Origin of the sequence: Actinoplanes palleronii (genome assembly GCF_016862315.1) — a bacterium.
In the GTDB taxonomy this organism is placed as follows: Bacteria; Actinomycetota; Actinomycetes; order Mycobacteriales; family Micromonosporaceae; genus Actinoplanes; species Actinoplanes palleronii.
Map to the genome: position 1 here is coordinate 42823 of NZ_BOMS01000042.1, position 21719 is coordinate 64541.

A 21719-nucleotide genomic window follows, 5' to 3' on the forward strand; every position below is an offset into this window, starting at 1 on the left:
GCGGCACATGCCGAAGAAGGCGGCCGGCACCCCGGCCACTGTGCTGCTGACCGCGGAGCGAGTGGCGTTCACCCTGCATCCGTACGAGGTGTCGCCGGACGCGCCGAACTACGGCGCCCTGGTCGCGGCGGCGCTCGGGGTGGCGCCCGCGCTGATGTTCAAGACGCTGGTGGCCGAGGTGGACGCCAGGCTCGTGGTCGGTGTCGTACCGGTCACTGGCGATCTTGATCTGAAGGCGCTGGCCCAGGCGGCCGGCGGCAAGCGGGCGGCGCTGGCCGACCGGGCGGCGGCCGAGCGGAGCAGTGGGTACGTGCGCGGCGGCATCAGCCCGCTGGGCCAGCGCAAGCGGCTGCCCACGGTGATCGACGACTCGGCACAGGCATTGGATCTGATGTATGTCTCGGCGGGCCGGCGCGGTCTCCAGCTCTGCCTGGCGCCGGCCGACCTGATCCGGCTGACGAGCGCGACCGTGGCGGCGATCCGGGCCTGACCCCGGCTCGGCGGGCTCCGAGGTCACTCTGAGTGACCTCTTTTGATGCGATTAGCGACTTTTCCGGCCCGGCCGCGCTCCCATGACGCCTGACGTGTTGCCGGATTGTTATCCCTCGTTACGAGATAGATCACCGGGGTGCCTTGTGTTCCAGGCCACATCCGGAATACGTTGCCGGGCACAACAAACCGGCACCTGGTCCATCGGCGCACGGGGACGACGCTCCCAGGCACGTCCCATTCCTGCGAAATCCGATGATGGCTCCGGATTTACCCCCCGAAAGGACATACGGTATGCGTAAGGGACTGTTCGCCCTTGCCGCGGTCGGGCTGCTGGCGACCGGCAGCATGGCCGCTTGTGGCGATAAGAGTGACGACACCTCCACCGCCGGTGGCGAGAAGAAGGCCGGCAAGGTCGGCGTCATCCTGCCGGACACCAAGAGCTCGGCCCGCTGGGAGACGGCGGACCTCAAGTACCTGACCGAGGCGTTCAAGGCCGCGGGCGTGGACGCCGAGATCAAGAACGCGCAGGGTGACAAGGCCTCGTTCCAGACCATCGCCGACGGCATGATCCAGAGCGGCGTCAAGGTCCTGATGATCGTCAACCTGGACTCGGGCACTGGCAAGAACGTCCTGGAGAACGCGACGAAGGCCGGCATCGCGACGATCGACTACGACCGTCTCACGCTCAGCGGTGGCGCCAACTACTACGTGTCGTTCGACAACAACGAGGTCGGCAAGCTGCAGGGCCAGGGCCTGGTGGACTGCCTGACCGCGGCGAAGGCCGTCAAGCCGGTCGTCTCGTACCTGAACGGCTCGCCGACCGACAACAACGCCACCCTGTTCAAGGAGGGCTACGACTCGGTCCTCAAGCCGAAGTTCGACGCGAACGAGTACGTCAAGGGCCCGGACGACGCCGTGCCGGACTGGGACAACGCCAAGGGCGGCACGATCTTCGAGCAGCAGCTCACCAAGGACCCGAAGATCGCCGGCGTGCTCGCCGCGAACGACGGCCTCGGCAACGCCGCGATCGAGGTGCTGAAGAAGAACAAGCTGAACGGCAAGGTCCCGGTGACCGGCCAGGACGCCACCGTGCAGGGCCTGCAGAACATCCTCGCCGGCGACCAGTGCATGACGGTCTACAAGGCGATCAAGAAGGAGGCCGACGCGGCCGCCGAGCTGGCGATCGCGCTCGCCAAGGGCGACACCCCGACCACGGCCACCAGCACCGTGACCGACCCGGAGTCGAAGGCGGCGGTCAAGTCCGTGCTGCTCAAGCCGGAGTCGATCACCAAGGCGAACGTCAAGACCGTGATCGACGACGGCTTCGTGACCAAGGCCGAGCTGTGCACCGCCGCGTTCGCGAAGGCGTGCACCGACGCGGGCATCAGCTGACTTTCGCTGAAGCTGAAGCTGACGCTGACGCGACAGCACCTCCGCTGAACCCGGCACCGGCGCCGCTCACGTCCGCGTGGGTGGCGCCGGTGCCGGTTCCGCGTACCCCCCGAACGGCCGGTCACCGAACGAAGGAGAACCACCCGTGGCCGCGACACCCCTTCTGGAGCTGCGCGGGATCGACAAGAGTTTCGGTCCCGTACAGGTCCTGCACGACGTCGAGCTGAGCGTCTTTCCCGGCGAGGTGACCGCCCTGGTGGGCGACAACGGCGCCGGCAAGTCGACGCTGGTCAAGTGCGTCAGTGGCATCTACCCGATCGACGCGGGCACGGTGACCTTCGACGGCAAGCAGGTCTCCATCCACAGCCCCCGGGAAGCCGCCGACCTCGGCATCGAGGTCGTCTACCAGGACCTCGCGCTCTGCGACAACCTGGACATCGTCCAGAACATGTTCCTGGGCCGGGAGAAGACCCGGGGCATCGTCCTGGACGAGCCGACCATGGAGCAGATGGCCGGCGAGACGCTGGCGAGCCTTTCGGTACGGACCGTCAAGTCGCTGCGCCAGCTGGTCGCGAGTCTCTCCGGCGGCCAGCGGCAGACCGTCGCGATCGCCAAGGCCGTGCTCTGGAACAGCCGGGTGGTCATCCTGGACGAGCCGACCGCGGCGCTGGGCGTGGCACAGACCGCCCAGGTGCTCGAGCTGGTCCGCCGGCTGGCCGACAACGGCCTCGGCGTGGTGCTCATCTCGCACAACATGAACGACGTCTTCGCGGTCTCGGACCGGATCGCCGCGCTCTACCTGGGCCGGATGGCCGCACAGGTGAAGGCGAGTGACGTCACCCACGCGCAGATCGTCGAGCTGATCACCGGCGGGCGCAGTGGCAACCTGGGCCTCCCGCCGGAGAAGCCCACCGACTTCGTCGACATCACGCCGGGAGCCGACCAGTGACCACCACGCTCGAGACCGCCGGTGGCGTCAAGGTCGTCAAGCCGACCGTCGCCTCACACATCAGGGACTACTGGGGCCGGGTCCGTGGCGGTGACCTCGGCTCGCTGCCCGCCGCGCTGGGCCTGGTCATCCTCGTGGCGATCTTCGGCTCGGCCCGGCCGGACACGTTCTTCAGCCCGGGCAACTTCGCGAACCTGTTCAACCAGGCCGCCGGGGTCACGATGATCGCGATGGGCCTGATCTTCGTCCTGCTGCTGGGCGAGATCGACCTCTCCGCCGGTTTCGCCTCCGGCGTCTGCGGCGCGGTGATGGCGATCCTGCTCACCGAGAAGGGTTACCCCGAGGTCGTCGCGCTGGTGGCCGCCCTGGTCACCGGCGTGGTGATCGGCCTGCTGCTCGGCGTGCTGGTGGCGAAGGTCAACATTCCGTCGTTCGTGGTCACGCTGGCCTCGTTCCTGGCCTTCCAGGGCGTCCTGCTGAACATCCTCGGCGAGGGCAAGAACATCTCGATCCCGGACGGCTTCATCAAGTCGCTGAACAAGGACAGCCTCCCGGTGACCTGGAGCTGGATCCTGGCCATCGGTTCGGTGGCGATCTTCGCCCTGGTCCAGTTCCTGCGGTTCCGCGGCCGGGCCTCCCGCGGCCTGGTGACCGAGCCGATCGGCATCATTCTGCTCCGGATCGCCGGCATCGCGGCGCTGCTGCTGACCACCACCGCCGTGCTGACCCAGGAACGGGCGATCAACACGGCGATCGCCTCGCTGAAGGGTGTCCCGATCGCGGCGCCGGTGATCGGCGGCTTCCTGGTGCTCTGGACGTTCGTACTGGGCCGCACCACCTACGGCCGGCACGTCTACGCGGTCGGTGGCAACGCCGAGGCCGCCCGGCGCGCCGGTATCCCGGTCGACCGGATCCGGATCTCGGTGTTCGTGATCGGTTCGTTCATGGCCGCGGTCGGCGGCGTCATGCTGGTCAGCCGGGCCGGCTCGGTCGACCCGAACACCGGTGGCAGCAGCACGCTGCTCTACTCGGTGGGCGCCGCGGTGATCGGTGGCACCAGCCTCTTCGGCGGCAAGGGCAAGATCATCCACGCGGTGATCGGTGGTGCGGTGATCGCGGTGATCGACAACGGGATGTTCCTGCTGGAGTACTCGTCCGGCACCCGCTACATGTTCACCGGCATCATCCTGCTCATCGCGGCCGGCGTGGACGCGCTGGCCCGGCGCCGGGCTGCGGCGTCCGGCAACCGATGAGCGAGCGGCGGGAGCGGGGAACGGAAGGCTGATGCGCACGGGCCCCAGCCAGGACGAGGTCCGCCGGCACAACCTCGGGACGCTGCTCCGATATGTGCATGTGCACGGCGCCACGTCCCGGGCGGAGCTCACCAGCCGGCTCGGTCTCAACCGCAGCACGATCGGGGCGCTCACCACCGAGCTGATCGGCGCGGGGCTGGTCAGCGAGGCGGTGCCGAAGGAGACCGGCCGGGCCGGGCGACCCTCGCTGGTCGTCCGGCCCGAGTCGGAGCGGATCTTCGCGTACGCGCTGAGCATCGAGGTGGACCGGGTGCGTGCCGCCCGGGTCGGGCTGGGCGGCCGGATCCTGGAACAGCACGAGACCCGGCGCCCGCCCGGGATGAGCGCGGACGAGGCGGTCGAGCCGCTGGCCCGGTTCGTCCACGCGATGCACGACCGGACCCCGTCCGACGCCCGCTGCGTGGGCAGTGGCCTCGCGGTGGCCGGCATGGTCCGCCGGGAGGACGGGATGGTCCGGCTGGCGCCGACCATCGGCTGGGTCGAGGAACCGGTGGGCGCGGTGCTGCGGGCCGAACTGGGCGATCCGGGCCGGCTGACGGTCGGCAATCACGCCGACGTCTGCGCGCTCGCCGAACATGCGCGCGGTGCGGCAGTCGCCTGCGACAACGTCATTTATCTGTACGGGGACGTCGGCGTCGGCGCGGGCATCGTGGCCGGCGGCCGCCGCGTCACCGGTCACGGCGGCTACGGCGGCGAGGTCGGCCACATGGTGGTCAACCCGTACGGCCGGCCGTGCGACTGCGGCTCCCGGGGCTGCTGGGAGACCGAGATCGGCGAGCACGCGCTGCTGCGCCTGTCCGGTCGCGCCGACCGCAGCGGGCGGGACGTGGTACTCGAAGTGGTGGACGCCGCGGTACGCGGTGACATCCAGGCCCAGCACGCGCTGCGGCACGTCGGCGACTGGATCGGTTTCGGCGTCGGCAACCTGGTCAACATCTTCAACCCGGAGGTGGTGATCTTCGGGGGCACCCTGCGCGACGTCTACCTGGTCGCGGCCGCCCAGATCCGCAGCCGGCTCAACTCGGTCGGGCTGCCGGCCTGCCGGGAGCACGTCCGGCTGCGTACCCCGGAGCTCGGCGCGGACGCCGCGCTGATCGGGGCGGCCGAACTCGCGTTCGAACACCTCCTGGACGATCCACTGGTCTCGTGATCACCCGGCAGGCGTGTGTCATCGCGGAAGATCTATGCTGCCGCGCATGCCCCCGCCCCTTGCCGATTCACCGCTCGAAGTGGACGGTGTCCGTACGCTCCTCGCGCCGACCACCGGCCCGATGCACGCGGGCCTGGTCTTCCGGGTCGGCCTGGTGGACGAGCCACTGGCCCGGCGCGGGATCACCCACCTGGTCGAGCACCTGGTGGCGCACGGGCCGGGCCGGGCCGGTGCGCACCGGAACGGCCGGACCGGGGTCGAGCACACCTATTTCCACGTGCAGGGCACCGAGAGCGAGGTCGCCGAGTTCCTGACCGGGATCGGCGAGCGGCTGCGGAACCTGCCGCTCGGGCGGATCGCCGAGGAACGGGACGCGCTGCGGGCCGAGGCGGCCGGCCGGCCCGCCGCCGATCCGCTGCCGATGTGGCGGCACGGCGCCCGTGACTACGGCCTGCCGAGCTACCCCGAGCTGGGTCTCGACCAGCTCGGCGCGGACCAGCTGAACGCGTGGGTGGCCCGCTACTTCACCAGGGAGAACGCCGTGCTCTGGGTAGCCGGCGAGGCGATCCCGGCCGGGCTGCGGCTCGACCTGCCGGGCGGTGAGCGACGCCCGGCGCCGGTCGCCTCGGTGGCGCTGCCGAACACACCGGCTTCCTTCGCCGGTGGCTCCGGTGACCTGGCCTGGGACACCGTCGTCCGGCGGGAGCCACGCGCCGCGGTCCTCGCCAACGTGCTGGAACGCCGGATGACCCGGGACCTGCGGGACACCGGCGCGCAACGGATCCGGACCCGGTACGAGCCCCGCGCCGACGGGACCGCCCGGATCGTCGCCACCCTGGAACCCGGTCCGGACCGGACCCTCACCGGACTCGTCGGCCTGCTCTCCGCGGTCGGTGCCGGCCAGATCGACCAGGACGACGTCACCGCGGTGGCCGAGCTGACCTGTGACGGTCTGCGGGCGGCCGACGAGCGTGGCGCCCGGCTGCCCGGCCAGGCGTTCAACCTGCTCGCCGGGCACCCGGTGCAGAGCCTCGACGAGGCGTTGGCCGGGGTGCGGGCGCTGACCCGGGACGACGTGGCCGAGGTGGCCGGGACGGCGTACCGGGCCGGGCTGCTGATGACACCGGCCGGCACCGACGCGGACCTGCCCGGATACACGCCGGCGACGGCCACCTCGGCCGAGATGGTGACCGGCCGGACGCACCGTGGCCGGAACAACCGCGGCCTCCGGCTCGTCGCCGGTCCGGACGGGGTGAGCGTGCTCGACGGCGACACCGTCACGACCGTCCGGTACGACGCCTGCGCCGCGCTGCTGACCTGGCCGGACGGCGGCCGGCAGCTGATCGGCCAGGACGCGCTGGTGGTCCGGGCCGAGCCCACGCTCTACCGCGGGGCCGACGGGCTGCCGGCCGAGATCGATGCCCGGGTGCCGGCCGAGTCGCGGGTCGACCTCGCGGCCCGTGAGCCGGAGACGGTCCCGCAGCCGCCGGCGCCCACCCGGTGGTTCCGCCGCGGCTGAAAGATCTTCAGATCGTAAGAACTCCAGGGGCCGCCTTTCAGTTTTGCGAGGCAGGATGGCCCGGTGAGAACAACGATCCGGGCCGGGTTGTCCGGTGTGGCGGCGGCCGCGGTCGCCCTCGGGGTGGCCGAACTGCTCGCGGTGGTCGCCGGTGCCCGCTCGGCCCCGCTGATCGCGGTCGGCGGTGTGGTCGTCGATCACGTGCCACCCGCGGTCAAGGACTTCGGCATCTCGGTGTTCGGGGTGCACGACAAGACCGCGCTGCTCACCGGGACGGCGATCCTTCTCGGGCTCTATGCGTACGGCGTCGGGGTGCTGGCCCGGCGCTGGTGGCCGGTCGCGATCGGCGGGATCGCGGTGTTCGGCGTGCTCGGCGCGGTCGCGGCGCTGACCCGCCCGGGCGCGGGTGCCGGTGCGGCGCTGCCGGCCCTGATCGGCGCGGCGCTGGCCGTCCCGGTGCTCCGGCACCTGCTCCGCCGCGCCGCTGCGGCCCAGCCCGCCGGCACCCCCGCGCCCGCCGGCACCGTTTCGCCCGGCGGCACCGTTTCGTCCGCGCAGGCCGGCAGTGCGCCGGGGTCGGCGGCGCCGGCCGTGCGCGAGCGGTCGCTCCCCGACGTGGCGTACGTCGAGGAGAGCCGCCGTCGTTTCGTCCGGGACCTGGGGATCGTGGCGGCCGTCGCGGCCGGCGGCGGGATCGCCGGCCGGTGGCTGAGCGACCGGGGCGCGGTGACCTCGGCCCGCGGGGCGGTCACCCTGCCGGCCCCGATCGCGGCCGCGCCGGTCGTACCGGCCGGTGCCCAGGTGACCGGCGCGGTGCCCTACGTGACGCCGAACCGGGACTTCTACCGGATCGACACCGCGCTGATCACGCCGCAGGTCGACCCGTCGGACTGGACCCTGCGGATCCACGGGATGGTCCGCAACCCGATCACCATCACCTGGGCGGAGCTGCTGCAGCGGCCGATGGTCGAGCGGTATGTCACGCTCGCCTGCGTCTCCAACGACGTGGGCGGCGACCTGATCGGGAACGCGCTCTGGCTGGGCACCCCGATCAAAGCGCTGCTCGACGAGGCCGACCCGCTGCCCGGCGCGGACCAGGCGGTGCAGCGCTCGGTGGACGGCTGGACCTGCGGCACCCCGACCGCGGTGCTGCGCGACGGACGGGATGCGCTGCTGGCCGTCGGCATGAACGGCGAGCCGCTGCCGGTGCCGCACGGCTTCCCGGTCCGGATGATCGTTCCCGGACTGTACGGCTACGTCTCCGCCTGCAAGTGGATCACCGAGATCGAGCTGACTCGATTCTCGGACTTCGATGCCTACTGGGTGCCGCGCGGCTGGGCGGCACAGGCGCCGATCAAGACACAGTCCCGGATCGACACGCCCCGCGACGGTGCCACCCGGCATGCCGGCGAGGTCGTGGTGGCCGGCGTGGCCTGGGCGCAGCACCGCGGGGTCGCCAAGGTCGAGGTGCAGGTCGACGACGGTCCGTGGGCGGTGGCGTCGCTGGCGCCGGCGGTGTCCGACGACACCTGGCGGGAGTGGAAACACTCCTGGACGGCCACGCCCGGCAAGCACGTCCTGCGGGTCCGTGCCACCGATCTCGACGGCTACACGCAGACGTCCGAGCAGGCCTATCCTGCGCCGGACGGTGCCACCGGATGGCACGAGGTGACGGTCTCTGTCGGGTAGTTGAAAGCCGCACTTTCGGTCCGACTCGAAAACGCAAGTCGCTCATACGGTGGGTTGCATGTCCACCGATGCGGTTGAAGAACCGCTGAACCACTCGACACGGCCCTCAGGGGAGGACCGTGTCGCCAGTCGTGTGGTGATGCCGCGCGTCGGGCGAATTCAGGCCGCCGGTGCCTGCCGCTGTGCGGGCACTGCCGATTTGTGGGGACGTCCGAGGCGTGCCTCGAGCCGGACCAGGTCGACCCGTCCGTGACGGTCTGCCAGATCCTCCCAGCCGACCGCGAGCAGCCGCAGCCGCTCCGATTCGCTGAAACCTCCCCAGACCCCGTACGGCTCGCGCACCGCGAGGGCTTGCGCGGCGCACTCGGCCCTGACCGGGCATGCTCCGCACATCGTCTTGGCCTTGGCCTCGCGGCGATTGCGGGACGAACCGCGCTCGCCGTCCGGGTGGAAGAACTGCGCACTGTCCCGGCCACGGCACAGTCCCAGCCGCTGCCAGTCCCACAGATCGGCGATCGGCCCGGGCAGCCTGCGAACGTTCGACATCAACACCCTCCTCACCGCGCGGCACCGCGGATTGGTCGACACGGGGGCCCGTCACAGGCCTCACGCGGGTGTACCCCGGCAAAAGCCGGCTCACACGCAACATGTCGATGTCTCTGCGAGCCGTGTGGCAAAGAGGTGGCAAGTCATACCTTTCTTTCCTGTTTTTTCCATCTAAAGCGCGTAATGCTGCGGCCCTCGCGTGATCTCCTCTGAGAGAGAAGGAGGATCACTGTGCGTACCGTCCTCGTGTGCGTCCGAACCCCGCTGGCGGCCCAGACCGTCGCGTCCACCGCGGCCCGGCTCGGCATGACCGGCGTCGTCCGGACTGCGGTCAGCGAGACCGAGGCCATGATCCGACTGGCGGAACGGCCGGCCGAAGTGGTTCTGGCCGATACCGCCGTGACCCGCCCTGACAGCGTCGGCTTCACCCGGCGCGTACTCGCTCGTGCCCCACAGGCGCAGCTGGTGCTCTTCGGTGCTGAAGACCCCCGAGTGGCGGCGGCAGCCGTCGCCGCCGGCGCCCGCGGAGTGATCCGTGGCGTCGAACACGACCTGGTCAGCGTCGTCGCCAAGGCGCTGCTCCTACTGCTGTTGCCGGTACGCCCGCAGGGCATGCCGATCAACGGCGCGAACGCTCAGCCGGCCGGCGTCGCCGGTGGGATGCGCAACAGCAATTCTCCGGCGACTCGCGGGCAGTACCGCGACGGGATCGGCATGACGGTCGCGAACGCGGCGTCCGTACCGGCCATGCTCGGGCCGAACGCGCCGATGGTGCCGGTGCAGCGCGGTGACGCGCCGATCGACCCGGCCACCGGACGGCCGATGGTGGCCTGGCCGGGCAACGAGGGCGCGGTGATGGCCGACGCTCCGCCGACCGGGCGGCGGCTCACGCTCACCGAGCGCGAGTTGCAGGTGCTGCGCGGGATGGCGGACGGGAAGAGCAACGCCGAGATCGGGCGCGAGCTCTTCGTCTCGGAGGACACCGTCAAGACGCACGCCCGCCGCTTGTTCCGCAAGCTGGGCGCCCGCGACCGCGCACACGCGGTGGCCGCGGGATTCCGGGCGGGCCTGGTGGCCTGAACGACAGGTTCGACAGAATCGGTACGGGGCAGGCGGAGAACAACCGCCTGCCCCGTACCGATGTCAGAGCTCTCTAGCTCGCGTCCTCGTCGCTGCCCTCGGTGAGGGTGTCGTGGACGCCGTCGGCGTAGCCCCGGGCGTACTCCCAGGTGACGTAGTGATCCGGGTCGGGGTCGTAGGCCGGCTCGTGGACCCGGGGCCGGCCGCTGCTCAACAGGTGGCGCAGGTTGCCCCGGAGCAGATCCCAGTCGAAGTAGTGCGGCTCGTGGCAGTCCTCGCACTCGATGACCAGACCACGGATGCCGGTCGGGCTCAGCAACGCCTGGTAGATCTCCAGATCGGAGAGGTCCTCCAGGACGTCCTGCCGCTCCTCCTCGGTCAGCGGTTCGCTCTCGGCGTCCTCGTTGAGGTCGTCGAGTTCCGCAGCCGGGTCGGCGGGGTCGCCGTTGAAGGGGTCGATCGGCTCTTCTTGCACCCCCATACCGTACTCACCTCCCGGCCGGGTGTGCTGGCCCGCACGTTCTGTCCGCCGCCTGGGTGGCCCCTCCGGGCTGGGTAGGATGATGAACTCCGCCTCTTCTCTAGGGAATGATCTGTGGAAACTGACAGCGCTCGCACTGTTCCTCTCGGTCTGACTTTCGACGACGTGCTGCTGCAGCCAGGTGAGTCGGATGTCGTGCCCAGCCGGGTCAACACGGTGACGCGACTGACCCGCAACGTCGAGTTGTCCATCCCGCTGCTCTCGGCCGGCATGGACACCGTCACCGAGGCGCGGATGGCGATCGCCATGGCCCGCCAGGGTGGCATCGGCGTGCTGCACCGCAACCTCTCGGTGGAGGACCAGGCCACCCAGGTCGACCTGGTGAAGCGGTCCGAGTCCGGCATGATCACCAACCCGATCACCTGTAGCCCGGACGACACCCTGGGCCAGGTCGACGCGCTCTGCGGGCAGTACCGGATCTCCGGCGCCCCGGTGGTCGACGCGTCCGGTGTGCTCGTCGGCATCGTCACCAACCGGGACATGCGGTTCGTCAGCGATATGGACGCCAAGGTCCGGGACGTGATGACCAAGGCCCCGCTGATCACCGCGCCGGTCGGGGTGACCAAGGACCAGGCGCTGGCGCTGCTGAGCCGGCACAAGGTGGAGAAGCTGCCGCTGATCGACGAGGGCGGCCACCTGCGCGGCCTGATCACGGTCAAGGACTTCACCAAGAGCGAGCAGTTCCCGAACGCGGCCAAGGACGGTCAGGGCCGCCTGCGGGTGGCCGCCGCGGTCGGCGTCGGCGACGAGTCGTACAAGCGGGCCCGGGCCCTGGTCGACGCGGGCGTGGACGTGGTCATCGTCGACACCGCGCACGGTCACCAGCGGGCCGTGCTGGAGATGGTGGCCCGGCTGAAGAAGGACACCCCGATCGACATCGTGGGCGGCAACATCGCGACGTTCGCGGGTGCCAAGGCACTGGTCGAGGCGGGCGCCGACGCTGTGAAGGTGGGTGTCGGCCCGGGCGCGATCTGCACCACCCGGATCGTCGCGGGCGTGGGTGTGCCGCAGATTACCGCGATCATGGAGGCCAGCCGGGCGTGCGCTCCGGCCGGTGTGCCGGTGATCGGTGACGGCGGCATCCAGTACAGCGGTGACATCGCCAAGGCGATCGTGGCCGGCGCCAGCACCGTGATGCTGGGCAGCCTGCTGGCGGGCTCGGAGGAGAGCCCCGGCGAGCTGATCTTCATGAACGGCAAGCAGTTCAAGTCGTACCGGGGGATGGGCTCGCTGGGCGCGATGCAGTCGCGTGGTCAGGCGAAGTCGTACTCCAAGGACCGGTATTTCCAGCAGGATGTGAATGAGGACAAGCTGGTCCCCGAGGGCGTCGAGGGCCAGGTGCCCTATCGTGGTCCTCTGTCCAGGGTGGCGCACCAGCTGATCGGCGGGCTGCGCGCGGCCATGGGCTACGTGGGTGCGGAGACCATCCCCGACCTCCAGGCGCGGGGTCAGCTCATCCGGATCACTGCGGCGGGCCTCAAGGAGTCCCACCCGCACGACATCCAGATGACGGTCGAGGCCCCGAATTACCACTCCCGCTAGAGCCTCCAACCACCCCACCCGCCGCCCGAAAAAGGACTGAAGGCGCCCTGCCATGCGTGACGTAGTGGAGATCGGCCTAGGTAAGACCGCTCAGCGCGGCTACCACCTGGATGACATCGCGATCGTGCCGAGCCGGCGGACCCGGGACGTGGACGACGTGTCGACCGAGTGGAAGCTCGACGCGTACCCATTCAAGATCCCCTGCGTCGCGCACCCGTCGGACGCCACCATGAGCCCGGACTCGGCGATCGCCCTGGGCCGCCTCGGCGGCCTGGGCGTGCTCAACGCCGAGGGCCTCTGGACGCGCTACGAGGACCCCAGCAAGATCCTCGAGGAGCTCGCCTCGCTGGACGAGGAGGCGGACGCCACCAAGCGGCTGCAGGAGGTCTACTCCGAGCCGATCAAGCCGGAGCTGATCGCCGAGCGGGTCCGGCAGATCCGTGAGGGCGGTGTCACCGTCGCGGTCCGGGTGTCGCCGCAGCACACCCTGGCGCTCGCACCGGTGATCCTCGACGCCGGCGTGGACCTGCTGGTCATCCAGGGCACCCTGGTCTCGGCCGAGCACGTCTCGACCACCGACGAGCCGCTGAACCTCAAGGAGTTCATCGCCGACCTCGACCTCCCGGTCATCGTCGGCGGCTGCACCGACTACAAGACCGCCCTGCACCTGATGCGCACCGGTGCGGCCGGCGTGATCGTCGGGGTGGGCGCGGACGAGTGGGCGACCACCGACACCGTGCTCGGGATCCGGGTGCCGATGGCGACCGCGATCGCCGACGCCGCGGCCGCCCGCCGCGACTACCTGGACGAGACCGGTGGCCGCTACGTGCACCTGATCGCCGACGGCGGCATCGCCACCTCCGGCGACATCGCCAAGGCGATCGGCTGCGGCGCCGACGCGGTGATGCTGGGCGAGCCGCTCTCGCTGGCCGAGGGCGCGCCGGCCGGTGGCGCCTGGTGGCACTCGGCGGCCAGCCACCCGGCTCTGCCGCGGGGCGGGTTCTGCATCGCCGGCGAGCCGGACGGCAGCCTCGAGCAGCTGCTCTACGGCCCGGCGAACAGCCCGAACGGCCAGCTCAACCTGTTCGGCGGCCTGCGCCGCGCGATGGCCAAGTGCGGCTACCGCGACGTCAAGGAGTTCCAGAAGGTAGCGCTGGTCCTCGACCAGAGCTGACCGCGAGTGTGTGAAGTTTGGGTGCGCTCCGCGCCCAAACTCCCCACACCTCAGGCCGAGAGCCCGCAATGTGTGAAGTTTGGGTGCGCTCCGCGCCCAAACTTCACACATTGGTTAGAGCGCGGGGCGGGTGGTGCCGTTCAGCCAGGCGTCGAAGAAGGCTTTCAGGTCCTTTCCGGACACCTGCTCCGCCGTGGTGATGAACTGGGCGGTGTCGGCGTTGCCGTCCTTGTGGTCGGTGGTCCAGGTCTTCAAGAGCCGGAAGAACGCGTCGTCGCCGATCGTCTTGCGCAGCGCGTGCACGGTCATCCCGCCGCGCTGGTAGACCGGAGCGCCGAAGATCCGGGCCGCTCCCGGATCGCCGGGCGGGGTGGACCAGTCGAACGCCGCGTACGACTTGTCGAAGAGCTTCTGCGCGGAATCCTGCCCGTCGTGCTCCGACCAGAGCCACTCCGCGTACGTCGCGAACCCCTCGTTGAGCCAGATGTCCTGCCAGCGGCGCAGCGCCACACTGTCGCCGAACCACTGGTGCGCCAGCTCGTGCGCGACCACACCGGGGTTCGGCTCGCCGGCGAAGAACGTGTCGCCGTAGACCGGCCGGGTCTGCGTCTCCAGGGCGTACCCGATGCGTTTGTCGCTGACCACCACGCCACCGTTCGCGTCGAACGGGTACGGCCCGAACACGCTCGCCAGGTAGTCGGTGATCTCCCCGGTCCGGGCCAGTGACGTGGCGGCCGGGCTGGTGGCCGCCATCGACTCGGGCACCGCGACGATCATCGGTTTGCCGTCGTGGGTGGACGTGGTGACCCGGTACTGCCCGATCACCACGGTGGAGAGGTAGCTGGCCATCGGTGAGCCCTCGCTCCACCGCCAGGTGGTCCAGCCGGCCTTCGTCGCGCGCGGCCCGGGCACCCCGTTGCTGATCACTTCCAGCCCGTCCGGCACGGTCATCGCGAGCGCGAACGTGGCCTTGTCCGACGGGTGGTCGTTCACCGGGTACCAGGTGCTGGCCGACTCCGGCTGGCCGAGCGCGATACCGCCGTCGGCGGTACGGATCCAGCCGCCGTTGCCCAGCGACTTGTTCTCCAGCTGGTCCGGCGTGCCGCCGTAGTCGACGACCACGGTGAACGCCCGCCCGGCCGGGATGCCGGCGGCCGGTGTGACGGTCAGCTCGTTGCCGGCCGCCCGCCCGGTCGCCGCCGCGCCGTCCACAGTGATCGTGGCGGCGGTCAGGTGGGCCAGGTCGAAGTTCAGGCTGGACAGGTCCTGTGTCGCGGTCGCGGTGATCGTCGCCCGGCCGGTCAGCTTCCCGGTCTTCGGGTCGTAGCGCAGGTCGAGGTCGTACCCGGCCACGTCGTAGCCGCCGTTGCCGTACTTCGGGAAGTACGGGTCGCCGGCGCCGTCCGCGCCGGGCCGGAAGTCCGGTGCGGCGGTCGGCGCGGCCGAGGATCCCGGCTCCGGCGGATCGTCGTCCGATGTGCAGGCCCCGGCCGTCAGCAGGACGGCCAGCGCGGCGGCCGGCAGCAAACCCCGTCGTCTCATAAGGCGAGGTTAAGACCGGCCGCCCGATCAGCCCTTGTTGACCAGCTTCGGGTGCGCCTTCAGGTATGCCGGGATCTTGCCCTTGGCCACCGCGCTGAGGAAGCCGCGAGCCTCGGTGTTCAGCTGTTCGCCCAGGTAGCCGCCGCCGCTGCCGACTCCGCTGCCGTCCAGGTGGACCATGGTGACCTTCGCCGGTGCGAGGTCACGCAAGGCGTACGCGTACTCGACCGGGCGACGCCCGCCCACCGTGACGAGGGTCTTGCCGAGCGCGGTGATCACCGCTTCCAGCTTCGTCGCGTCGGTCAGCTGCTCGCTCAGCGCCTTGGTGAGGATCGCCTTGACCAGCTGCCGCTGATGGCGGGTCCGGTCGTAGTCGCCGTTCGGCAGGCCGTACCGCTGGCGGGCGTAGTCGATCGCCTGCCAGCCGGTCAGGTGCCGCTTGCCGGGCAGGTAGACCGCCTGCGGGCCGACGTAGTCGTGACCGACCAGCTTGCGGGCCTTGCCGTCCGGGGTGCGGTGCCGGGACTTGACCTTCTGATCCACGGTGAGGTCGATGCCACCGAGCTTGTCGACGAGCTTGTCCAGACCGCCGAAGTTGAGGATCGCCCCGGCCTGGATGGTCTTGATGCCGGTGTAGTTGCCGATGGTCTTGGCCAGCAGCTCGTACCCGTTCTGGATGTTCTTGGTCTTCTTGCCGGGCAACCGGGAGCCGTATGCCATCGCCTCGGTGATCTTGTGGCGCCCGCCGGCGAAGCCGGACTTCTTGAACGCCGGGATGACCACCCGCAGGTCCCGGGGGAGCGAGTAGAGGTACGCGGACTTCAGGCCGGTGTCGACGTGCAACAGCATGATCGTGTCGGAGTGCGACTCCCAGTCCGAAATGGTGATCCGGGTGTCCACGCCGACCAGCAGCAGGTCCAGCGGGCCGGTGATGTCGGCGCCGGGGGAGGGTGCCGGTGACGCCGACGGGCTCGGTGTCGACTCCAGCACCGGCGCGGAGGCCGGCGCCGAACCCACCGGAGCGGCGTCGGTGCTGTCCGAGCCCCGGTTGACGGCGATCGCCACACCGATGCCGGCGAGCAGGGCCACCACTGCCCCGATCACCACGGCCCACGTGATCTTGCTGTTCCGCATAGCGGCACCCTAAGTCACTGCCGTGACGTGCTCAATCCCCATTCATCCCGTTCTCTGGAAGGGGTCTTGCGAAATTTATGATCACCAGTACTCTGGCCGGGCGATTCGCCGGTTCGCGGCGATCGCCACGGGGAGGCACTCGCATATGAACCCTCAAGCCCGGCGGTGGACCGTCGGACTTCTTTCCGCAACTCTGATCACCGGGGCGGGCGCCATCGCCGGTCCGGCCAGCGCTGCGGAAGTCGCGCCGGTACCGCTGGTGATCGGCCTCAAGCCCGGCCACGACGCCTCCGCCAAGCTGGCCACCCTGGCCCGGCTCGGTCTGCAGGGCGCCGAGGCGCAGGGACAGGCCCGCAAGGGACTGCTCGCCGAGATCGGCGCCAAAGCAATCAGTGTTCCGGCCAACCGGGTCGACCTCGCGCTGGCCCTGCTGCGGCAGGACCCGGCGGTCGCCTACGCCTCGGTCGACCATGTGGCCAAGGTCGTCGACGTCACGCCGAACGACACGGTGTACGCCAAGGGTCAGCCCGAGCTGCCGCAGCTGAACGTGCCGGCCGCCTGGGACACCACCACCGGTACGGATTCCGTCGTCGTCGCGGTCGTCGACAGCGGAGTGACCCCGGTCGGCGACCTGGCCGACCAGCTCGTGCCCGGCACGGACTTCGTCGCCGGCGACAACGACCCGCGCGACGGTGGCGACTTCCCGCACGGGACGGTCGTCGCGTCGCTGATCGCGGCCAAGGGCAACAACGGCACCGGCATGGCCGGTGTCTGCTGGGAGTGCAAGATCATGCCGGTCCGGGTGATGGACCACACGGGCTCCGGTCCGTTCTCGACCATCGCCCAGGGCATCGTCTACGCGGCCCAGAACAACGCCGACATCATCAACCTGTCGCTGGGTTCGCCCTACAACGACCCGGTGGTCGCGAACGCGGTGGCCTACGCCAACGCGCGCGGCGTGCTGGTGGTGGCCGCGGCCGGCAACGACAACAAGACCAGCAAGTTCTATCCGGCGGCGTACCCGGACGTGCTGTCGGTCGGCGGCACGAACACCTACAACACCCCCGACGTCCAGAAGAAGTCCAGCTTCTCCAACTACGGGACGAACTGGGTCGACGTGGCGGCGCCGGGCATCACGGCCGGCATGACCAAGACCGGCAAGTACTGCCACGGCGACGACACCACCCCGGACGACACGTCGTGCGGGGAGATCATCAACGGCACGCGGTACTACTACGTGCAGGGCACGTCGTTCGCGTCGCCGCTGGTGGCCGGTATCGCCGGGCTGGTCAAGTCGGCGCACCCGACCTACACCGGCTGGGCCTTGCAGAGCGCCATCACCCGCTCGACCAAGACCGGAACGGCCCGCAACTGGACCCGGTACGGCCTGGTGGACGCAGCCAAGGCGCTCACCATGGACACCGACGCCCGGGTGCCGACCATCGGGTACATCTCGCCGGGACAGAACGCCAAGGTGCACGGCAACGTCGCGATCAAGCCGGTCGGCGCGACCGACAGCTGGTCCGGTGTGATGAAGGCGGAGCTGTACGTCAACGGCAAGTGGGCCGACTGGGCCTACAAGGCGCCGTTCGCGCCCACGCTGAAGACCGGGACCCGCAACGGCCCGATCAAGGTCAAGCTGAAGGTCACCGACAAGGCCGGCAACGCGGCCTGGACCGGTGAGCGCACGGTGATCGCGGACAACATCAAGCCCAAGGTCGCGCTCACCAGCGCCAAGAAGAACAAGGCGAAGGTGTCCGGCACCGTCACGATCAAGGCGAAGGCCAGTGACGTGTCCGGGATCAGCAAGGTGCAGCTGCTGGTCAACGGCAAGGTGGTGGCGACCGACACCACCGCCGGTTACTCGCTGAGCTTCAAGGTCAAGAACCAGGCCAAGAAGATGAACGTGCGCCTCCGGGCGTACGACAAGGCGGGCAACTACCTCACCACCGCGGTCCTGCGCACGTACTACCGCGCCTGACGCATCGCACCAACGAGGGGCCGGTCGGTGACGACCGGCCCCTCGTCGTCTTCCGGCCGGGCCGCCGTCGGTAAACTCGCCGGGTGAGTACCCCGCGTCCCGTTCTCGTCGTCGACTTCGGCGCCCAGTACGCCCAGTTGATCGCCCGCCGGGTCCGTGAGGCCCGCGTCTATTCGGAGATCGTCCCGCACTCGATGCCGGTGGCCGAGATGCTGGCGAAGAACCCCGCCGCGATCATCCTGTCCGGCGGCCCCTCCAGCGTCTACGAGCCGGGCGCGCCCTCGCTCGACCCGGGCCTGTTCGATCATGACGTCCCGGTCTTCGGCATCTGTTACGGCTTCCAGGCGATGGCACAGGCCCTCGGCGGCACGGTCGCGCAGACCGGCTCCCGGGAGTACGGCCGGACCCTGCTCGCCGCGCAGGGCGGCACCCTGCTCCGCGACCTGCCGGCCGACCTGCCGGTCTGGATGAGCCACGGCGACAGCGTCGCGGTCGCCCCCGCCGGCTTCGCGGTCACCGCGTCCACCCCGGGCGCGCCGGTCGCGGCGTTCGAGGACCTCACCGCCAAGCGCGCCGGCGTGCAGTTCCACCCCGAGGTGGCGCACACCGAGCAGGGCCAGGAAATGCTCAAGCGCTTCCTGTACGACATCGCCGGCATCGAGCCCACCTGGACGCCGAGCAACATCATCGACGAGCAGGTCGCGCTGATCCGCGAGCAGGTCGGCGACAAGCAGGTCATCTGCGGCCTCTCCGGCGGTGTCGACTCGGCGGTCGCCGCGGCGCTCGTCCAGAAGGCCATCGGTGACCAGCTCACCTGTGTCTTCGTCGACCACGGCCTGCTGCGCGCCGGCGAGGCCGAGCAGGTCGAGAAGGACTACGTGGCGTCCACCGGGGTCCGGCTGGTCGTCGTCAACGCGGAGGAGCAGTTCCTCGGCCACCTGGCGGGTGTCATCGACCCCGAGCAGAAGCGCAAGATCATCGGCCGGGAGTTCATCCGGTCGTTCGAGGCCGCGGCCCGCGACCTGGACGCCGAGCGGCACATCGAGTTCCTCGTGCAGGGCACGCTCTACCCCGACGTGGTGGAGTCCGGCGGCGGCACCGGCACCGCGAACATCAAGTCGCACCACAACGTCGGTGGCCTCCCCGACGACCTGCAGTTCGCGCTGATCGAGCCGCTGCGCACGCTCTTCAAGGACGAGGTGCGCGCGATCGGCTCGGAGCTCGGCCTGCCCGACGAGATCGTGCAGCGGCACCCGTTCCCGGGTCCCGGCCTGGCCATCCGGATCATCGGCGCGGTCGACCGGGAGCGGCTGGACCTGCTGCGCCAGGCCGACCTGATCGCCCGCGAGGAGCTCACCGCGGCCGGTCTGGACCGGGACGTCTGGCAGTTCCCGGTGGTGCTGCTGGCCGACGTGCGCAGTGTCGGCGTGCAGGGCGACGGCCGGACCTACGGGCACCCGGTGGTGCTGCGTCCGGTCTCCTCGGAGGACGCGATGACCGCCGATTGGTCCCGCCTGCCGTACGACGTGATCGCCAAGATCTCGAACCGGATCACCAACGAGGTCCGGGAGGTCAACCGGGTCGTGCTGGACGTCACGAGCAAGCCCCCGGGCACCATCGAGTGGGAGTGACGGTCAGTAGTGGATCTATAGCTCAGGGCGGGTAAAAACGCCCTGAGCTGCGGTTACACAGCGCTATCCAACTGTCAGGAACCCGACAGACGCCCCGGATAGGTAACATAATCCGGGCAGAATGCCGCTTCGTGACCCCCGCACTGGAACCGCTCCGCAGGATCGCCGCCTACGCCGTCGCGACTGACGACGAAGGCCGGGTCCTCCTGGTCCGGGCCTCGGCCAAATCCGGTACGCCCGGGATCTGGTCGTTGCCCGGCGGCGCCGTCGACCACGGCGAAGACCCCAACCACACCGTCGTCCGCGAGACCGCGGCGGAGACCGGGCTCTCCGTCGCCGTCACCGGGTTGCGTGACGTCCTGGCCGACATGCGCTCGCTGCCGCACCGCGGCGTCACCATCCACACCGACCGGCTGATCTACACCGTGTCGGTCCGCGGCGGCAACCTGATCGACCGGGTCGGCCACCCCACCGACCTGGCGCGCTGGACCACCCTGGAAGAGGCCGAGGGGCTGAAGCTGCGGCCGTTCGCCGCCGCCGCGCTCGGGCTCAGCGCCGCCTCCGCCGACCTGCGCCCCGACGTGCCGCCGACCTTCCCGTCGTTCTACGCGTACGAGGGGCCGGACGGGCTGCACCGGGCGCAGCGCTTCGCGGCGTACGCGATCGCCACTGACCCGTACGAAAACCTTCTTTTGACGCGAATCGCCCCGGGCTATCCCGGCGCCGGTTGCTGGCACCTGCCCGGCGGCGGCACCGACTACGGCGAGCAGCCCGGCACCGCGCTGCTCCGCGAACTCGTCGAGGAGACCGGGCAGGCCGGCCGGCTGATCGAGCTGCTCGGGGTGGCCAGCCACCGCGACGCGGCCTCGCTCGGCCCGGAGGGCTACCCGATCGACTGGCACGGCGTCCGGGCGTTCTACCGGGTGGTGGTGGACCAGCCGACCGAGGTGACCATCCACGACGTCGGCGGCTCCACCTCGGATGCCCGCTGGATGCCGCTCAAGGAGGTCGCCGAACTGGCCTCCGACCAGCTCACCGACGTCACCGCGGACGCCCTGCGCGCGGCGCGGCTAATCTAGGTCAGGTCTCGCGGGTCGCGCGGGACGCGACCCGCGAGGACAGGACGTCGGCCCGTGAAGATCAGAAGGGCCGCGGCGTACGGCGTGTGCCGCTCCGCCGACGGCAGCGTCCTGCTCGCCCGCGGATCGGAGCTCAGCGCGTTCCCCGGCGTCTGGTCGCTGCCCGGCGGCGGCGTCGAGCACGGCGAGCACCCGGCCGACGCGGTCGTCCGGGAGTTCGGCGAGGAGACCGGGCTGCTGGTCGCGGTCACCGGGGTCCGGGCCGTGGTGGCCGACGTGATCGCCCTGCCGGACGGGCCGGTCGAGCACACCGACCGGATCATCTACGACGTCACGGTCCAGGACGGCGTGCTGCGCGCCGAGGCCGACGGCACCACCGACCTGGCCGCGTGGCTGACGCCCGCCACCGTCGCCGAGGTGCCGCTGCTGCCGTTCACCGCACACGCCCTCGGCGCACCGTCCGCCCTGCCGGCCGTGCCGGACGACGACGAGCCGGTGCGCCGGGGCACCCGGGTGCAGCGGTTCGGGGCGTACGGTCTGGTCACCGACCCGGCCGGCCGGGTCCTGCTGGCCCGGATCACCGAGGGTTACCCCGGCGGCGGCCAGTGGCACCTGCCGGGCGGCGGCACCGACTTCGGCGAGACGCCCGAGCAGGGTCTGCTCCGCGAGCTCGACGAGGAGACCTCGCAGCGCGGCCGGGTGGACGGATTGCTCACCGTCGGCCACCGCTACGACCCGGCGGCACTCGGGCCCGAGGGCATTCCGATGGATTGGCATGTGATCCGCGTCGTTTACCGGGTAAGGGTGGATGAACCGGTCACCGCATCGGTCACCGAGGCGGCCGGCGGATCCACCGACCGGGCGTCCTGGTTCACCCTCGGTGAGGTGGGCGAACTGCCCTTGACCGAACTGGCCCAGGAAGCACTGGCCCACACGGGCTAAAATCGTTACCAGGAAGATGGAGA

General features: G+C 70.4%; 18 protein-coding genes. 14 read left to right on the forward strand and 4 right to left on the reverse strand.

Annotation, left to right across the window (positions count from 1 at the left end):
• Positions 1–7: 7 nt before the first annotated feature.
• The 7 genes from ybaK (at position 8) to Apa02nite_RS15000 (ending at position 8504) form a co-directional block, all read left to right on the forward strand.
• On the forward strand, positions 8–490 hold the full coding sequence (ybaK, locus tag Apa02nite_RS14970; protein WP_203825485.1) for a Cys-tRNA(Pro) deacylase: 483 nt from the start codon (positions 8–10) through the stop codon (positions 488–490).
• A gap of 293 nt (positions 491–783) precedes the next feature.
• A complete protein-coding gene (locus tag Apa02nite_RS14975; protein ID WP_203825486.1) occupies positions 784–1884 on the forward strand; it encodes a sugar ABC transporter substrate-binding protein in 1101 nt (366 codons plus the stop codon).
• A gap of 145 nt (positions 1885–2029) precedes the next feature.
• The gene (locus Apa02nite_RS14980; protein WP_067688500.1) at positions 2030–2833 is read left to right on the forward strand and encodes an ATP-binding cassette domain-containing protein; all 804 of its coding nucleotides are present in this window, start codon (positions 2030–2032) and stop codon (positions 2831–2833) included.
• Complete coding sequence (locus tag Apa02nite_RS14985) at positions 2830–4086, forward strand: sugar ABC transporter permease (protein ID WP_203825487.1); 1257 nt, start codon at positions 2830–2832, stop codon at positions 4084–4086. Before Apa02nite_RS14980 ends, Apa02nite_RS14985 begins: the two co-directional genes overlap by 4 nt.
• Positions 4087–4117: 31 nt before the next feature.
• Positions 4118–5296, forward strand: a complete 1179-nt coding sequence (locus tag Apa02nite_RS14990) for an ROK family transcriptional regulator (RefSeq protein ID WP_203825488.1) — start codon at positions 4118–4120, stop codon at positions 5294–5296.
• Between the two features lie 46 nt (positions 5297–5342).
• Entirely contained in the window at positions 5343–6815 is a 1473-nt protein-coding gene (locus Apa02nite_RS14995; RefSeq protein WP_203825489.1) for a peptidase M16 family protein, read from the forward strand.
• A gap of 63 nt (positions 6816–6878) precedes the next feature.
• On the forward strand, positions 6879–8504 hold the full coding sequence (locus Apa02nite_RS15000; protein ID WP_203825490.1) for a molybdopterin-dependent oxidoreductase: 1626 nt from the start codon (positions 6879–6881) through the stop codon (positions 8502–8504).
• Between the two features lie 159 nt (positions 8505–8663).
• Here the strand turns inward: Apa02nite_RS15000 and Apa02nite_RS15005 are convergent, their stop codons facing one another.
• Positions 8664–9050 carry a WhiB family transcriptional regulator gene (locus Apa02nite_RS15005; RefSeq protein WP_067688511.1) on the reverse strand — a complete coding sequence of 129 codons (387 nt, stop codon included), beginning with the start codon at positions 9048–9050 and terminating at the stop codon, positions 8664–8666.
• A gap of 231 nt (positions 9051–9281) precedes the next feature.
• Here Apa02nite_RS15005 and Apa02nite_RS15010 point away from each other — a divergent pair, with 231 nt between their 5' ends.
• Entirely contained in the window at positions 9282–10130 is an 849-nt protein-coding gene (locus Apa02nite_RS15010; protein ID WP_067688514.1) for a response regulator transcription factor, read from the forward strand.
• A gap of 73 nt (positions 10131–10203) precedes the next feature.
• Here Apa02nite_RS15010 and Apa02nite_RS15015 read toward each other — a convergent pair whose 3' ends face one another.
• Positions 10204–10605, reverse strand: coding sequence for a DUF5319 domain-containing protein (locus tag Apa02nite_RS15015; RefSeq protein WP_067689071.1), 402 nt, complete (start codon positions 10603–10605; stop codon positions 10204–10206).
• A 120-nt stretch (positions 10606–10725) separates the two neighbouring features.
• On the opposite strand from Apa02nite_RS15015, the gene guaB reads away from it, so the two are divergent.
• Both guaB and Apa02nite_RS15025 read left to right on the forward strand, forming a co-directional pair.
• The gene (guaB, locus tag Apa02nite_RS15020; RefSeq protein WP_067688517.1) at positions 10726–12213 is read left to right on the forward strand and encodes an IMP dehydrogenase; all 1488 of its coding nucleotides are present in this window, start codon (positions 10726–10728) and stop codon (positions 12211–12213) included.
• Positions 12214–12265: 52 nt separating this feature from the next.
• The gene (locus tag Apa02nite_RS15025; RefSeq protein WP_203825491.1) at positions 12266–13387 is read left to right on the forward strand and encodes a GuaB3 family IMP dehydrogenase-related protein; all 1122 of its coding nucleotides are present in this window, start codon (positions 12266–12268) and stop codon (positions 13385–13387) included.
• 114 nt (positions 13388–13501) lie between these two features.
• On the opposite strand, the gene Apa02nite_RS15030 is transcribed toward Apa02nite_RS15025, so the two are convergent.
• Together Apa02nite_RS15030 and Apa02nite_RS15035 are read right to left on the reverse strand one after the other, a co-directional pair.
• Complete coding sequence (locus Apa02nite_RS15030) at positions 13502–14929, reverse strand: M1 family metallopeptidase (RefSeq protein WP_203825492.1); 1428 nt, start codon at positions 14927–14929, stop codon at positions 13502–13504.
• 27 nt (positions 14930–14956) lie between these two features.
• Positions 14957–16063 (reverse strand): LCP family protein, encoded by a 1107-nt coding sequence (locus Apa02nite_RS15035; RefSeq protein WP_203825493.1) that lies wholly within the window; start codon positions 16061–16063, stop codon positions 14957–14959.
• A gap of 145 nt (positions 16064–16208) precedes the next feature.
• On the opposite strand from Apa02nite_RS15035, the gene Apa02nite_RS15040 reads away from it, so the two are divergent.
• The 4 genes from Apa02nite_RS15040 to Apa02nite_RS15055 all read left to right on the forward strand — a co-directional run bounded on the left by Apa02nite_RS15040 (position 16209) and on the right by Apa02nite_RS15055 (position 21696).
• Positions 16209–18044, forward strand: coding sequence for a S8 family serine peptidase (locus Apa02nite_RS15040; protein ID WP_203825494.1), 1836 nt, complete (start codon positions 16209–16211; stop codon positions 18042–18044).
• An 83-nt stretch (positions 18045–18127) separates the two neighbouring features.
• Positions 18128–19675, forward strand: coding sequence for a glutamine-hydrolyzing GMP synthase (gene guaA, locus Apa02nite_RS15045; RefSeq protein WP_203825495.1), 1548 nt, complete (start codon positions 18128–18130; stop codon positions 19673–19675).
• A 131-nt stretch (positions 19676–19806) separates the two neighbouring features.
• A complete protein-coding gene (locus tag Apa02nite_RS15050; RefSeq protein ID WP_067688540.1) occupies positions 19807–20754 on the forward strand; it encodes an NUDIX hydrolase in 948 nt (315 codons plus the stop codon).
• A gap of 54 nt (positions 20755–20808) precedes the next feature.
• Positions 20809–21696, forward strand: coding sequence for an NUDIX domain-containing protein (locus Apa02nite_RS15055; protein WP_203825496.1), 888 nt, complete (start codon positions 20809–20811; stop codon positions 21694–21696).
• The last annotated feature ends 23 nt before the right edge of the window (positions 21697–21719 follow it).

Excerpts from the sequence above, each read along its gene's own strand:
- ybaK (WP_203825485.1), top strand. The coding sequence starts at position 8 with ATGCCGAAGAAGGCGGCCGGCACCCCGGCCACTGTGCTGCTGACCGCG.
- Apa02nite_RS14975 (WP_203825486.1), top strand. The coding sequence starts at position 784 with ATGCGTAAGGGACTGTTCGCCCTTGCCGCGGTCGGGCTGCTGGCGACC.
- Apa02nite_RS14990 (WP_203825488.1), top strand. The coding sequence starts at position 4,118 with ATGCGCACGGGCCCCAGCCAGGACGAGGTCCGCCGGCACAACCTCGGG.
- Apa02nite_RS14995 (WP_203825489.1), top strand. The coding sequence starts at position 5,343 with ATGCCCCCGCCCCTTGCCGATTCACCGCTCGAAGTGGACGGTGTCCGT.
- Apa02nite_RS15005 (WP_067688511.1), bottom strand. The coding sequence starts at position 9,050 with ATGTCGAACGTTCGCAGGCTGCCCGGGCCGATCGCCGATCTGTGGGAC.
- Apa02nite_RS15025 (WP_203825491.1), top strand. The coding sequence starts at position 12,266 with ATGCGTGACGTAGTGGAGATCGGCCTAGGTAAGACCGCTCAGCGCGGC.
- Apa02nite_RS15030 (WP_203825492.1), bottom strand. The coding sequence starts at position 14,929 with ATGAGACGACGGGGTTTGCTGCCGGCCGCCGCGCTGGCCGTCCTGCTG.
- Apa02nite_RS15035 (WP_203825493.1), bottom strand. The coding sequence starts at position 16,063 with ATGCGGAACAGCAAGATCACGTGGGCCGTGGTGATCGGGGCAGTGGTG.
- Apa02nite_RS15040 (WP_203825494.1), top strand. The coding sequence starts at position 16,209 with ATGAACCCTCAAGCCCGGCGGTGGACCGTCGGACTTCTTTCCGCAACT.